Source organism: Candidatus Lariskella endosymbiont of Epinotia ramella (assembly GCF_964019805.1).
Taxonomy (GTDB): Bacteria; Pseudomonadota; Alphaproteobacteria; order Rickettsiales; family Midichloriaceae; genus Lariskella.
Genome location: NZ_OZ026472.1, coordinates 560,274 through 574,622, shown reverse-complemented (window position 1 = coordinate 574,622; position 14,349 = coordinate 560,274). Strand labels below are relative to the sequence as shown.

General features: G+C 32.8%; 13 protein-coding genes. 6 read left to right on the top strand and 7 right to left on the bottom strand.

All coding sequences use genetic code 11. From position 1 onward, the window contains the following. Nucleotides 1-323 precede the first annotated feature (323 nt). Nucleotides 324-983, top strand: coding sequence for an alpha/beta fold hydrolase (locus AACL20_RS02515; protein ID WP_339052517.1), 660 nt, complete (start codon nucleotides 324-326; stop codon nucleotides 981-983). Between the two features lie 30 nt (nucleotides 984-1,013). On the opposite strand, the gene rlmB is transcribed toward AACL20_RS02515, so the two are convergent. From rlmB to AACL20_RS02500, 3 genes are all read right to left on the bottom strand, one after another. Next, entirely contained in the window at nucleotides 1,014-1,772 is a 759-nt protein-coding gene (gene rlmB / locus AACL20_RS02510; RefSeq protein ID WP_339052516.1) for a 23S rRNA (guanosine(2251)-2'-O)-methyltransferase RlmB, read from the bottom strand. Nucleotides 1,773-1,788: 16 nt separating this feature from the next. Further along, nucleotides 1,789-2,109, bottom strand: coding sequence for a thioredoxin (trxA, locus tag AACL20_RS02505; protein WP_339042571.1), 321 nt, complete (start codon nucleotides 2,107-2,109; stop codon nucleotides 1,789-1,791). A 255-nt stretch (nucleotides 2,110-2,364) separates the two neighbouring features. Next, the gene (locus AACL20_RS02500) at nucleotides 2,365-3,855 is read right to left on the bottom strand and encodes a UbiD family decarboxylase (RefSeq protein ID WP_339052515.1); all 1,491 of its coding nucleotides are present in this window, start codon (nucleotides 3,853-3,855) and stop codon (nucleotides 2,365-2,367) included. Between the two features lie 563 nt (nucleotides 3,856-4,418). Here AACL20_RS02500 and AACL20_RS02495 point away from each other — a divergent pair. Continuing rightward, a complete protein-coding gene (locus AACL20_RS02495; protein ID WP_339052514.1) occupies nucleotides 4,419-5,180 on the top strand; it encodes an outer membrane protein in 762 nt (253 codons plus the stop codon). Nucleotides 5,181-5,231: 51 nt separating this feature from the next. Beyond that, nucleotides 5,232-7,049 (top strand): hypothetical protein, encoded by a 1,818-nt coding sequence (locus tag AACL20_RS02490; protein WP_339052513.1) that lies wholly within the window; start codon nucleotides 5,232-5,234, stop codon nucleotides 7,047-7,049. 569 nt (nucleotides 7,050-7,618) lie between these two features. Here AACL20_RS02490 and AACL20_RS02485 read toward each other — a convergent pair. Next, complete coding sequence (locus tag AACL20_RS02485; RefSeq protein ID WP_339052512.1) at nucleotides 7,619-9,046, bottom strand: DASS family sodium-coupled anion symporter; 1,428 nt, start codon at nucleotides 9,044-9,046, stop codon at nucleotides 7,619-7,621. A 133-nt stretch (nucleotides 9,047-9,179) separates the two neighbouring features. On the opposite strand from AACL20_RS02485, the gene AACL20_RS02480 reads away from it, so the two are divergent. Together AACL20_RS02480 and AACL20_RS02475 are read left to right on the top strand one after the other, a co-directional pair. Continuing rightward, the gene (locus AACL20_RS02480) at nucleotides 9,180-10,016 is read left to right on the top strand and encodes a DUF2163 domain-containing protein (protein WP_339052511.1); all 837 of its coding nucleotides are present in this window, start codon (nucleotides 9,180-9,182) and stop codon (nucleotides 10,014-10,016) included. Between the two features lie 237 nt (nucleotides 10,017-10,253). Then, complete coding sequence (locus tag AACL20_RS02475; protein WP_339052510.1) at nucleotides 10,254-11,363, top strand: mechanosensitive ion channel family protein; 1,110 nt, start codon at nucleotides 10,254-10,256, stop codon at nucleotides 11,361-11,363. Nucleotides 11,364-11,405: 42 nt separating this feature from the next. On the opposite strand, the gene AACL20_RS02470 is transcribed toward AACL20_RS02475, so the two are convergent. Continuing rightward, on the bottom strand, nucleotides 11,406-12,419 hold the full coding sequence (locus AACL20_RS02470; protein ID WP_339052509.1) for a DMT family transporter: 1,014 nt from the start codon (nucleotides 12,417-12,419) through the stop codon (nucleotides 11,406-11,408). A 218-nt stretch (nucleotides 12,420-12,637) separates the two neighbouring features. Here AACL20_RS02470 and AACL20_RS06880 point away from each other — a divergent pair, with 218 nt between their 5' ends. Beyond that, nucleotides 12,638-12,775: a transposase gene (locus AACL20_RS06880; RefSeq protein ID WP_410519917.1), complete on the top strand. Its 138-nt coding sequence runs from the start codon at nucleotides 12,638-12,640 to the stop codon at nucleotides 12,773-12,775. 127 nt (nucleotides 12,776-12,902) lie between these two features. Here AACL20_RS06880 and AACL20_RS02465 read toward each other — a convergent pair whose 3' ends face one another. Together AACL20_RS02465 and AACL20_RS02460 are read right to left on the bottom strand one after the other, a co-directional pair. Next, on the bottom strand, nucleotides 12,903-13,703 hold the full coding sequence (locus AACL20_RS02465; protein WP_339052508.1) for a DNA alkylation repair protein: 801 nt from the start codon (nucleotides 13,701-13,703) through the stop codon (nucleotides 12,903-12,905). Beyond that, entirely contained in the window at nucleotides 13,603-14,211 is a 609-nt protein-coding gene (locus AACL20_RS02460; protein ID WP_410519916.1) for a methylated-DNA--[protein]-cysteine S-methyltransferase, read from the bottom strand. Before AACL20_RS02460 ends, AACL20_RS02465 begins: the two co-directional genes overlap by 101 nt. Between the last annotated feature and the right edge of the window lie 138 nt (nucleotides 14,212-14,349).

Here is a 14,349-nt window from a genome sequence, read left to right as displayed (position 1 = left end):
TAATATACTAGCAAAAATTTATCATTGAGGCTAAATATACTCATCATACTTCAAAAAGAGCTGTGAAACATGCGAGTCGCCGATTATAAAATAATTAGCAACTCGTCTCAATATATGTGAAAATTGAGCAAGTAGCATCTTTTATATAGTTTTCGAAATATAAAACTCAACGATTTTTGCAGGATAGACATGTTGCAAGCCATTATTAAAGTAGCAAAATAGTATTGAACTATTAATCAAGTCATTATGTAAGTCTTGGGTAACAGGATCATATATAAAGATATACCAATTAACTTAAAGAAATTATTACAAAGCACATTTATATGACTGATGGAGTTGTTATTTTACATGGTATTTTTCGCACTGCTTTTAGTATGAATGGATTAGCTAAATTCCTTGTACAATCTGGATTTCAAGTATTAAATTTAAATTATCCATCTACGAAATATCACATAGAATCATTAGCAGATATTACTAATAAAAATATTGACGCTTTTAATGTAAAGAGTATGAATAAACTACATTTTGTAGGATATTCGATGGGTGGATTAGTGATTAGAGCATATATTAAAAAATATAAGCCATCTAACTTAGGTCGAGTTGTAATGATAGGCACTCCAAATCAAGGTAGTGAAGTTGCAGATTTTTTAAAAAATTATTTATTGTATAAAAAATTATATGGTCCAGCAGGCCAACAACTAATCACTGACCAAAGGTCGTTTCATAATATTTTTGCAAAAACAAACTTTGAGCTTGGAATTATAGCAGGAAATAAATCAATCAATCCAATTGCATCATATCTAATTAATAAACCAAATGACGGAACCGTTTCTGTAGATAGCACTAAATTAGATGGCATGAAAGAGCACATCACCTTGCCATGCAACCATTTTTTCTTTCCATATAGCAGAGCAATGTGGAGACATGTATTATCTTTTATCCAATATGGAAATTTTGAGCACCTATTAAGAATCAAGACATAAGAGCGCTCCAAAAAATCAGCGGAATATTTATTATTTATTAGCAGTATCAAATCTTGAGATTTCATATAGCGCTATTGCTGCAGCACAAGATATATTCAAACTCTCCATCTCTGAACTAATTGTTATCTTAGCAAGCAGGTCACAGTTCTCAGATGTCAATCTCCTCATACCACTTCCTTCTGAGCCCAGCACTATCGCAATCTTTCCGTCAAAATACTTTTGAAAACTGCTTAGATCTTCCTTCGCATTGCCAGATAGCCCAATAACCCAATATCCAGAAGATTTCAATTGTTTTATTGCGGACGCAAGATTGACTACATCAATCATAGAAACTTTCTCAAACGCACCAGAAGAAGCTTTAACCAGCGCTGAAGATTCTTTTGCAGCCTGATTTTGTGGCGCAATTATCGCATCTACACTAAAAGCAAGCGCACTTCTAATGATAGCACCAACATTATTTGGATCTGTTACCTGATCAAGTATAACAACACATGAAGTTTTTTTAGTATCCACCCTCTTGAGCAGCTCATCAATTGAAGGTTGACACAAGGTTTCTACAAATAGTGCAATGCCCTGATGAACAGCATCATGCAAGCCTGTTACCTTACATATGGCTTGGTGCGTCATAACTTCAGCACTAACCTTATGTTTAAATTCAGCAGTAGATTTCAGCTCTTCTAGCGCGCTTTTTGTGCCTATCAACCTCTTGCAAACTCTGCTGCTATTTTCTAGAGCAGAGATGACGCTATGTCTTCCATAGAGCCAATAAGCACTATTTCCCTTGCGCATAAATCTCCAAAATCATTCAGGAAATCTCATCCTCTATCCAAGAGAGTATTGAATCCTTTGGCAATGACCCTATTTTTGTTGATAAATGCTTACCAGCTTTAAAAAGCATTAGAGTAGGAATACTGCGCACTCCAAGCTTAGATGGTGTAATAGTATTGCTATCTATATCCATCTTAAAAACTTTCACTCTATCTTTTAGCTCAGAATATATTTCATCTATTATCGGAGAAAGCTGCTTGCAAGGACCACACCAATTTGCCCAAAAATCTATCAGTACATAACCATCAAAATTAGTGACCTCAGATTCAAATAATTCATCTTTTAAAACTTCTGTCATATTCCCCAACAATAAAAATTGTTCATAAAACCTCTTATCCCACACAAATTAACATGTAGTCTACTAAAAAACTAGTTTGAAAGATTATAATCTTTTAAGTGATAATTCACATGCTTTTGCAAAAACAATGAATAGCTTACTATCTATGCTTATAAAAGTAAGCAAAACATACAAATGTATTAAATCAACACGGATGTCTGATAGGTATTTATCACAGGTGATATGTTATGTAAAAAACACTGTAATGTCAATTTATCAAAATCCATACTTATTCCACTTTTGAGTAACAATTTCTTTGATATCGTCACTCATATTTATTAGGCGGCCCCATTCTCTTTTTGTTTCTGGGTAAATTTTATCAGTTGCATCAAAACCCATCTTTCCACCTATTTCCGGCTCTATTGATGCAAAATCAAGATAGTCTATCGGAGTATTCGACACATTTAATACATCTCTTTGAAAATCCATTTTAGTAGATATTGCCCACATGATGTCTGGCCAGCTTCTTGCATTAATATAATGATCAACAACTATTATAAATTTTGTATATGTAAATTGTCGCAAAAAAGACCAAACGCCCATCATCACTCTTTTCGCATGAGCTGGATATGATTTTTTAATTGATACTACTGCTATTCTATAAGAGCAACCTTCAGGAGGGAGCCAAAAATCTACTATTTCTGGAAATTGTTGTCGAATTAGCGGTAAAAAAATTTCATTTAACGCCTCACCAAGAACAGAAGGTTCATCAGGTGGCCGCCCAGTAAACGTTGAGAGATAGATTGGTGATTTACGAGTTGTTATACATGTTACTTCAAAAACTGGGAATTTTTCGACTGAATTATAATACCCAGTGTGGTCTCCATATGGACCTTCATCACCATATTCGTCAAAGCTCACATATCCTTCTATGACAATTTCAGCATGTGCTGGTACTAGAATTGGCACAGTAATGCATTCGGTAAGCTCTAATTTTTTCTTTCGAAATAGTCCTGCAAATTCGTACTCTGAAATTCCGTCCGGAACTGGTGTAACAGCTGCTAGCATTGTAGATGGGTCACACCCTATAACAGCCGCAGCCGGCATTTTTTCAGAGCCAGAAGCAGACCACCTTCTGTGATGTTCTGCACCACCCCTATGTTTTAACCAACGCATCAGTGTTTTATTCTTGGATAACACCTGCATTCTATAGATGCCAACATTATAACAATCATCTTTTTGACCTAAGAACCCTCTAGTAATAACCATTGGCCATGTTATAAGTGGTGCTGGTTCTTGAGGCCAGCAAGTTTGTACCGGTAAAATATTTAAATCTACATCATCTCCTAAATATTGTATTGCCTGACACGGAGGGTTCTTTATCACTTTTGGCTTCATTACAAGCACTTCCTTTAGTATAGGAAGCATTTTAAATGCCTCTTTCAAATCGCTTGGCGGCTCTGGTTGCTTAAGAAATGCTAGTTTTTCACCTATCTTTGATAACTCATTTTCTTTAATGCCAAGAGCCATTGCAATACGCTCCTTTGTACCAAACAAATTTACAAGCACTGGCATAGTACTTTTTCCATTTTCCGATATCACATTTTCAAACAAAACTGCAGGTCCTTTTTTTTCTATCAACCTATGATGAATTTCTGTGATCTCTAAAATAGTACTTACTTCTTCTTTAACCCTAACAAGCAACCCTTCTTTTTCAAGTTTTGCAACAAAATCAGATAAAGATTCATAAACTTTTTCCTTATTCATTTCCTTTAGATTTTCACAAAAAATTTTTTATATGTTACTTCATTTTAGTTATATGACTTCATCATAATCAAATGGCAAGCAATAAAATATGCTTACTTAATATACATTTACGAGCCTCAGCGCAATCTCTCTTATAAAAAACTTGTTCATGCCAAACATTTTTATCCACTAACGCATTATATGTTTTATCAATACTTATTAGCATATTATTTTATAGAAATAACTTATTAACAATATCACAACAATAAAAACATTATATCTCCAAAACATATCGGATACTACAAGATAATTCCATTATATGCGCAATTTTTCAATAAATAATAAAAATTTATATCATAACAAAATTATTATTTAAATATAATATAAGAAAAATTCAATTAACTTTTAGTTGTATATCGTATTTGTAAGTGTTATAAAATCAGTAATAATTGCACACATTCATCATTAAATACTGGCAACTTTTAATTGTATATGATATAGTTGGCACTCTGCTAACTGTAGAATCGTATTTCAGTGAAATCATGCAGTTACTATGTGTATAAAATTAGTTACAGAGGGAAATAATGAAAGTTAAAAATTTATTTATTTCATTAATAGGATTTGCATGCGTTTCAGAAGCATATGCTGCCTCACAACATATAACAAATAACATCAATTATAAAAATTTATATGTATCTGGAGAAACGGGAATCTCTATTCCATCATTCTCTAAAGATGACTCAAATAATGAAGAATATTATAAAGGTGCCAAACCAAAAGTTGGAATCCCATTTGGAGCTGAAGTAGGTTATAGGTTTTCTAATGACTTAAGAGTTGGTCTTAATATATCATATAGATCGCATAAGATTAATCAGGATGTAGAATTTGATTCTAAGGATAAAGAAGGAAAAGATAGCAAAGATAAAGCAAATGTGAATCAGAAATTTAGCAGTACACTATTTATGCTAAATGGCAAATATAGCATTTGTGATTTTTATGGAGTGAAGCCATATGTGATGGCTGGAATTGGCATGAATTATGCTGTTAATGGCGCATATACGAAGAATAGCACTGCAGATGATGGCAGCGTAGTATCAGATAAATACGCTGGTCAAAACAAAATGAAGTTTGCTTGGAATATAGGTGTAGGAATAGAAAAAGAACTTGGAAACAATTTCGTGCTTGGCCTTGGATATCGCTTCATTGATCTTGGTAAAAGAGAAACAAGTGGTGAGAAAACAGTATTAGGAGCAGCAGGATTAATTGAGAAATATGATAACGTCACTCCTATTTCTGCATCTTTAAAAGCGCATGAAATCACACTTGGCATCACTTACAATTTCTAATTATCCAGTAGGTGAAATAAGATAAATTTTAGTTAAATTTGGTATAAAAATATGGCTAATATAAAAACAGAGTTTTATGCAGCTATCGCAAGGCTACAAAAACAATTAGAGAGCAACAGTCTCAGTAAAGATGATAAAGCAGCTACAGAAAAGTATATAAAAGACACATTAAGCACTTTCAGAGAGAAATTATCTTCCAGTGAACAGAAAATGTCTGTGGATGACGTGAAGGCCCTTGCAAAAGAAATTAATAATGCAGATAGAAAGAAAGAGGACCTGGTTGATCAAATTAACACTCCAGTAAAAAAGGAAGAGATTCAGGATGTCGCAACCAATCTTGAGAATTTGAAAAAAGAGTTTGATGATCTTAATACTCAAGTTTCTAATGCTGTTCAAGAAAGACCATCCAAAGCTGATTATGAAGAACTCAAAAATGATCTATCTCAAGCAAAGTCGACTTCTCTTAATGCTGCATTAAAAGATCTTGATGATGAGCTTGACAGAGATATAAAAGATGCGAAAGCTAACAAACAAGATAAAATTTCGCAAGATGTGAGTGACCAGTTTAAAGGGGATGTAAAAAGTAAAAGCGATGATTGTATAGAGAAATTCGGAAAGGTAAGATCCAAAGGTCAAGATTTACTTACCAAAGTAAAGGCAGTTTCTGATCAAATAGCTCCAGTCCAAGATTTACATAATAAATTTTCTGATATCAAAGAGAAAATCAGCATCATGCTTGCAAAAGCCAGCGACGGGAAAATATCTGAGGAAGATAATAATGAATTATCTAAGGTGAATAATGAATTTCAAGCTATAGTTAAAGATGTAACCAGCCTTTTAAAAACAACTCAAGATAATGCACAGCAATATCCTAATCTGGAAGAGCTGAATACATTTACTAGTGCAATAGTAACAGATGAATTTGTCAAAGAAAAATTTGACAATCTGATAAACAAAATGAATGCACCAATTGTACTTGTTGAAAAAGCAGAAGAGGCAAGCGGTGAAGGTGAGAAAGAAGTAAAGGGACAAAATGATGAAGATTTGGAGGAAAGAGAAGCAGAAGACAATAATAATGATAAAAGCTTAATCAAGAAAAGCACAAAAAACGAAGAAGAAATTGAAACACTGGAACAAAGCAGTAATACGGCCGGTACAGATAACACGAAAGAGCCTACTGAGCCAGCTTCTGCTGCAGAGCCAGTAGTACCTGAAGCGCTTCAGAATTTGCAAAGAGAATTTACAGATCTTAAAACTAGTGTCTCTAATGCTATCAGTGCAAAGCCATCTCAGGATGCTTATGAAAACTTTAAAAATGATTTTAGTCAAGCTATATCTACCTACTGTAAGACTCCATGGCAAAGTTTAAAGTCTAAAGCTCAAGAGCTTATACAAGCTGTAAAAGATTTACAGCAAGATAAAATTTCGCAAGATGTGCGTAATCAATTTGTCAATGAGGTCAAAACAAAGAGCAATACTTGTTTAGAGAAATTTAATGAGACTCAACCTAAAGGCAAAAAAATTCTTGGTGAAATGCAGCAAGTTTCTGATCAAGCAGCTCAACTCAAAGCTTTATCCGACAAGCTTGCAGATATTAACACATCTGATGAAAGGGCAGAAAATCAACTGCAAACTTTAATGCATGATGTAACTAATCTTCTAGGCAAGGCTAAAACCGCTGTACAGCAAGATCCTAATGTAGATGAAGCAATTCAATATCTTAGCAAAATTCCAGAAACTAAAGATATTGAAAAACCATTCGACAATCTTATTACAAAAATCGATAAAATGCATACTTCAATAGAAGAAGATAATATTCTATATAATAACCCTTTTGCAGAATTCTTTACTGCTAACGATCATGCTTAAAGTTTTTTGCCTGTAAATATTAGTTTATTTACAGGCAGAAGCGCTTTTATAGTCGCCTGCGTCATAACTCTAAGAAGCTAGAATATTTTTTGGTTGCAAACAATTATGCTGCACTGAAAGTCCAGCAGCAAACATATAGTCGCTGCGTGTATTCTATTATTTGTAGAAATTTGGTATTATATATCAGAAAATTAAATGTACAAAAATTGGCTTTTAGAACTGCCCTGCGCTAATTTTCGGATATATAATTTGTCCTGTAGCTAGCAACCTACTTAACAAAATCCATAAGGTTTTGTAGCAATTTGTCACTTTTTCTGCTGTATTCATGTTTCCTTTAACAAGTTCACCTTGTATTTAGTATTCCTATATTATTTATTCTTGAAATAGCTCAAGTAATGTTTGTGGCTTCCATTGCTTATTTGTATACTTGCTATACTTCAAAAATTGCTACTGGCTATGTATTGATTTATACATTTATCAAAGGTATATCTGTTTAGTGATAGAGTATAGACATCAAACGCATTCTCAAGCATTAGACATTCTTCACGAATAAAAGCAATGGTAACATTCTACTGTAATATCTTTATACCAAGCTTACTCCATAAAAATGCTGCAGAAGCAACCCATATGCTGATATTGATAATACTACTTAATAATCCTATACTTAGCCATTTTCTAACACTCATTCCACTGCCATTAAAAAATATAGGAGCGCTTGTTATACCATAGTGTGTTAAACATGCTGAAACATTTGCAAGAAAAGCTAGAATTAAACACGCTGCAATAGGATATATTCCCAAGTGTATCAATAAAATTGCAAAAGTTGTATACATCACTGTTGCGTATACTGTAATACTTGCAAAGAAATAGTGCATATAGAAAAACACAACCACTATACAAGCAGCAGCAATATATGGATTAAACCCATACACTATAGTTTCAGCATATTCACTGATTCTCTCCATGACACCAGATCCACTTAATGCACTAGATAAAGTTACAAATATCCCAAACCATATAAAAGTATCCCACGCACCCTTCTCTTGAATTATGTCATCTAGCGTAATAACACCACATAATACTAAGATTACACAACCTAATAATGCCGTAGCTGTTGAGTTGATACCAATGTTATAACCAAATATCCAAAGCATTAGTAGTAATACAAAAGTACACAGAACCACGATTTCTCCTTTGGAAATTTTCCCCATTTCCTTTAAAGCATGTTTTGCTGCTTCCACAGCTTCGTCACAAGAATCTATATGTGGTTTTATTATATACATCATTACAAAGGGCAATAATATAAGACTAAGCAGGCCTGGGATGAATGCAGCTTTTGCCCATGTAATCCAATCTAATTCAACACCGATACCATGAGCCAACTTAGCTATAAATGGATTACCAACCATCGCAGTTAAAAACATAGCACTTGTTATAACATTTGATTGGAAACATATCTTCATCAAGAACTGTTTAATTAATTCTGGATTGCTGACATTTTTAGCTTCTGTTGAGTATTGATCAGCTATAGCACGAGCAATTGGAAATATGATTGCACCACCTCTAGCTGTCGCGCTTGGAATAACAGGCGCTATTAATAGTTCTGTTAAAATCAAACTATATGATAAACCAATTGTACTGGAGCCCAACTTTGATATTAAAAAGTATGCTATTCTCTTGCTTAAATTTGACTTGATAATAGCTCTGGATATAAAAAATGCAAACACAACCAACCATACTATATCTTCACCGAACCCCTGCAGAGTATCCCTAACTGACATTGTATGAGTTAGAATACATGCTGTTACTGCAATCATGCTAAGAATGCTCATTGGTGCAGGATTAAATATTACTGCAATAATAGTAGTTAAAAATATTACTAATAAATTCCAAGATTTTTGTTCTAAACCTGCGTGCCATGGCATAAACCATAAACATATACCAAACGCAAATATTAAAAAAAGAGCTTTATGATTGATTATATTTTTCTTTTCCATGGCAAATAGCAAAAATTAATAGTAATAGGAAGATTAAATTATGTGAAATGTCATATAGTGACACCACAAATAGATTATTTGAGCATTCTATCAAGATTTTCTTATATAACAACTAATATTAGAGAACTTGTATATGACAAAATATGATACATTCCTTAAAAACAAAACGATTGATGAAGTTATAACACTGACAACTTGTATTCAACTGAAATTAAAAGATGGGACTATCAAGGGTTTTACTGAACATAATGAAGATATTATAATAGATAATATACTGTATAAAAAAGAAAGCGGATTTTCTCGTAGTGTAATTGCCAGAAATAACAATTTAATACCTGATAACTGTGATATATATGGCATGCTTAGAGATGAATCAATCAAAATAGATGATATTTTGAGAGGAAAATATGATAATGCTGAAGTTTCCATGTTTTTAGTTGATTATAATGATTTGAATGCTGGAAAATTTCAGATAAAAAGAGGATGGATAGGAGAAGTAAGAGCTAACGAAAACAAATTTATAGCAGAAGTGCGGGGCGTAATGCAGGCATTTGCGAGCACAAGCGGACAAATATATTCTGCAATGTGCAGAGCAAGCTTTGGAGATTCAAGATGTAAGATAGATCAAAGGCGCTATATGTTGATGTGTAACGTTATTGCCGTTGAAAACAACTCAACATTTACTTATCACTCCATATCAGATACGACTGAAATACATAAATACGGATATGTTAAATTTATCAACGGTAATAATTTTAGTTTTACATCTGAGATAAAATCACTACATAATAACAAGATTATATTATGTATTCCAGCATATCATCAAATTTCTGTAAAAGATAAGTTTGAACTCTATGCTGGATGTGATAATAGTATTAAAATGTGTCATAAGAGTTATAATAACGTGATTAATTATAGAGGAGAACCTCATGTTCCTACAGTCTCCTCTATCATATCTACAACTCGATAACGAATATACTTGTGCTACATTTCAAAAATTGGTGCTTATTAAAAACTGCTCATTATGTTATTCGCTATATACATACCTTCTTAGCTCTTTTTGAAATATAGTTTAGTATCAAAAATTCGAAATGACAACTTTTCATTTACCTGCGGTATATAAGTAAAAAATATATATCATGATTTTTTGTTTATCATACACTAAACTGTAGCGCTATTATTACACACAGCATAACGGATAATTAACATGATAGAGATAATCACTAATTTTCTTGAGAAAATATCAATAGTATTTCAACAAAATACATATTTTTCCAGCATTGTTATTACTTTATTATGTGGCACTGTTGGATATATTGTCATACTTTACACACAGAAAGGAATAAAGCGCCTGCAAAATGTATTTGCTGCTAGATTAAATAAATCAGAGAAATATTCTTGGTATCATAAAATATTAGTTGCAGCTGAGAGACCTATTCAGTTTGTTATTTTTTTCTTTCTGATTTCTATACTAGTTAGCATATTTAGTCAAAACATCAGTATAAGTGATAATTTTCTGAATTCTATAGGACTAGTGCGTGATATTGCTATTGTTGCTGCAATAACTTGGTTTTTTCTAAATTTTATTACACAGATCGAACACCACTGGCTTTCGCTTAAAGATAAAAAGTCCAATATAGATTTAGCAAGCGCGGATTTAATAGTAAAAATACTGCGTGTTATTGTAGTGATTGCTGCACTTTTAATGCTAATGCAAGTTTTTGGTATAAGTGTAAATGGATTGCTAGCATTTGGTGGAATGAGCGGAATTGCTGTGGGTTTTGCAGCAAAAGATCTTTTAGCTAATTTATTTGGCACTGTGCTAATATACTTTGATAAACCATTTGTCGTTGGAGAAAGCATTAAGGTTATCGGTTCGGATGTAGAAGGCTCTGTTGAAGCGATAGGGTGGCGAGTTACAAAAATCAGAACATATGAAAAGAGACTGGTATATATTCCAAACTCTATATTTTCAACATGCACAGTTGAAAATGCTTCAAAAATGTCGCATAGACGCATTTTAGAAAATATTATAATTCGTCATGAAGATCACGCAGCTATCGAATCCATAGTGAATGATATACGAGAATCTCTCATTATAAATCATGATATAGATCAAAGTTTTGATATAATAGTCAATTTTAGCTCAGCAACATTAAATGGATTAAATATCATGATACAATGCTTGGTTTATGAAACACAGCTTGCAAAATTTTGCATTGTGAGGCAAAGAATTATGACTGATGTATGTAGAATTATAACATCACATGGTGCCTCGCTTGCTGTTTTAAAGAACAATTATGCGTCAATTGATTGACACTATACCTTTCAAAATTGACGCATTTCAAATACTCTTTGGTTATACTATATCATCCAATGCTGCTGTTTTCTCTGAATTCCGCTTCTTATACTCAGAATACAGAACTAAAACTCCAGCAATTATAATCATAAGATATCCAAGATACGATAATAGAAACTTAGGAAATTCTCCAAAAATCACAAAACCTAAGATACCAGTGCATACTAGCTTCAAATACACGAGCGGAGCAACTACAGCCATATCTCCCTTCATAGCATAGAAAAACGCTATACTATGCATTAGATATAACAATGAAGCAGCACAAATCAACGCAAATTCATTGAATCCAATATTATCATCAAATGATGCATTAAAACCACCTGGATATGCAATAGAGAAGCTACCAATAATTAATAAGTGTTTCCATTCAATAAAAGCAACACAATATGAAATTAACGAAGCAAAAAGCATTACATAAAAAAGTTGCGCTTTATTGGAAGCTTTACGATGCCCCAAAAGCTTCACGAGAGAGCTATTTACCACCCAAAAACCCACTGTTAAAAAGACAAAGAAATAACCTTCATTAAAATCAGATACAATTTTTTCATCTGAGAACAAGCTATATAACACTTCCGGCTTAACAACAATAAAGCCACCTAAGAATGCTAATATCACTGCAATTATTTTAATCAAAGTGATGCGCTCATTAAAAAATACAGCACCTATAATGATCCATAATACCTGTTCTATGTGTGTAAGCGCTGTGACGTCTAAGAGTTTTAAAAACTTTAAAGAATACATCATACTAAGCGACCCACCTGCACTAAATACGCTACGTAGCAAATGTATCTTTATGTTTGGTGTCTTAATTACATTCAACCCATCTTTATAGAAAACCCATGGCAGGAGAAAAAGAAAAATAATAGACTTATATAAAAAAGTTGCCTGATTAGAGTTTACTGAGTATGTTATGCATTTCATTACCGCATAAAGAGAACCAAGACTTACAGCATTCACTGCCATAAACAGCATTGCAACCATATTACTATTTTTAGCATTACTATCTGATAGCATAAAACCCTCATTATAAGATAATTAGATAGCATAATACGAAATTTGTTATCACAATTAACTGCAAGCTTCACTATTATTTTTAATCAAGACATCAATTCGGCATACAATGCATAAATAAATATACTAATAATATATTTATGCAAATATTTTTTGATTAATGTTGCATCCAGAATACAAGCTATAGATTACCTCAAACACTATACTATAATATAGATGAAATGCCTGACTATACTACTATGTGTAGAATGATAAAAACTTTAGATCTGCAAGTAAAAAATTATGTAAGAGATAAGACTTCTCCTATGCTTGTTGCTGTGGATAGCACAGGGATTAGCGTTTATAATTTAAGTGATTAGCATGGAAGAATTGCTGCAGATAGAAAATATAAAGGCTTAAAACGCTCCTAGTATACGGCGCTTTGCTGGCAATACAATAGTTCAAAAATTGAGGAAGGCTAAATTTCGTGCATAGATGAGTTTCCAGTTATTTTATAATTGGAACGCGCGTTAGATATAGTTTTCTTTGCTCTTTCGGAAATTTCTCGATAGCATAACGCAGCATTGTTCTCGGCATGGTATTTTTATAATTTTCCAGAAAATTAGTAAGTTGCAATATATCTTTTTTACCTGCTTCACGCAGCATCCATCCTACTGCTTTGTGTATTAGATCGTGAGAATCATTTTGTAAAATTGATGCAATTTTGAACGTCCATTCCAAATCATCTTTACGTATGAAATATAATGTAGATACAATTGCAATTCTGCGTTCCCAAAGAGATTTTGAAGTAGCCAATTTAACAAGATAGCTTTTATCTCTATTCCAAAGATATGCTCCTACAATCAAGTGAGCAGAAGTATCAACAAGATTCCAATTATTTATATTTTTTAAGTTTTTTGTATAAAACTTAAAAAGCTCCTCTTTAAGTTCTGCTGAAGATATCTTATATTTATGAGATAAAATGATGAGCGCAAGCAATCGTTCTTCATTGATAGGTGATTCTAGCAGAATACTTAACTCATCACATGTCAATGACAAAAACTTTTTTGCAATTTTCCGCAAAATTGAAACTCTAACACCAATAAATTGATCATGTTCAGCATAACCACCAGCATATGTTTTGAAAAAAATTGCAGTACTGCCTTTTGTAGAATCAATAGATTCTAGTAAAATTTTCTTGATACAATCAATATTGTGAGACATGTTTTTTCTCGTGATCAATAAGCCATTGTTTACGCGTAACGCCACCAGCATACCCTCCAAGATGACCATTGCTGTTAATAACACGGTGACACGGAATCACGATTGCTATTTGGTTTGCGGCATTAGCACTGGCAACGGCACGGTAAGCTATTGGCTTTTCTATAGCACAGCCCAGTGCAGCATATGTTTGCGTTTTACCATATGGAATACACATCAACTCTTCCCAAACCAATTTTTGAAATTGACTTCCTAGAAGATTAATTGGTGTCTTAAATTTTATAAGTTTACCACTGAAATATGCTTTTAGTTCATCTTTAATTGACAGAATAATGTCAGTAATTCCTGGAATGATGAATGCTTCTAGTTTAAATATAAGCATGCTAATTTTGCGTTCTAATCTACATCTGTCAGTGAATTCTAAGAGACAAATACCTTTATCATCTGAAATGACTAACATATGTCCAAGCTGAGTATCTATAAAAGATATCTTAAGAATATTTGAATGCTTATCAAGTTTCACAGAAACTGTCTCTATATTTTTTAAAATGGTATCTTGAAGACAATGATATGATTTCATAGCTTTTTTACTCATTTCAAATAACTTTATTTATATTTCAAAAGTATATGGTTAGCGCAAGTTGCCAATTAATATTAAGCATCTAAGCTACTAATTACCCGTAATACGGATCAATAGATCTTTCATAAAATCCTGCCACACAGCAAGCAATTA

Bases quoted from the DNA above. Each gene is read 5' to 3' on its own strand.
- AACL20_RS02515 (WP_339052517.1), top strand. From the start codon at position 324: ATGACTGATGGAGTTGTTATTTTACATGGTATTTTTCGCACTGCTTTT.
- rlmB (WP_339052516.1), bottom strand. From the start codon at position 1,772: ATGCGCAAGGGAAATAGTGCTTATTGGCTCTATGGAAGACATAGCGTC.
- trxA (WP_339042571.1), bottom strand. From the start codon at position 2,109: ATGACAGAAGTTTTAAAAGATGAATTATTTGAATCTGAGGTCACTAAT.
- AACL20_RS02500 (WP_339052515.1), bottom strand. From the start codon at position 3,855: ATGAATAAGGAAAAAGTTTATGAATCTTTATCTGATTTTGTTGCAAAA.
- AACL20_RS02495 (WP_339052514.1), top strand. From the start codon at position 4,419: ATGAAAGTTAAAAATTTATTTATTTCATTAATAGGATTTGCATGCGTT.
- AACL20_RS02490 (WP_339052513.1), top strand. From the start codon at position 5,232: ATGGCTAATATAAAAACAGAGTTTTATGCAGCTATCGCAAGGCTACAA.
- AACL20_RS02485 (WP_339052512.1), bottom strand. From the start codon at position 9,046: ATGGAAAAGAAAAATATAATCAATCATAAAGCTCTTTTTTTAATATTT.
- AACL20_RS02480 (WP_339052511.1), top strand. From the start codon at position 9,180: ATGACAAAATATGATACATTCCTTAAAAACAAAACGATTGATGAAGTT.
- AACL20_RS02475 (WP_339052510.1), top strand. From the start codon at position 10,254: ATGATAGAGATAATCACTAATTTTCTTGAGAAAATATCAATAGTATTT.
- AACL20_RS02470 (WP_339052509.1), bottom strand. From the start codon at position 12,419: ATGCTATCAGATAGTAATGCTAAAAATAGTAATATGGTTGCAATGCTG.
- AACL20_RS06880 (WP_410519917.1), top strand. From the start codon at position 12,638: ATGCCTGACTATACTACTATGTGTAGAATGATAAAAACTTTAGATCTG.
- AACL20_RS02460 (WP_410519916.1), bottom strand. From the start codon at position 14,211: ATGAGTAAAAAAGCTATGAAATCATATCATTGTCTTCAAGATACCATT.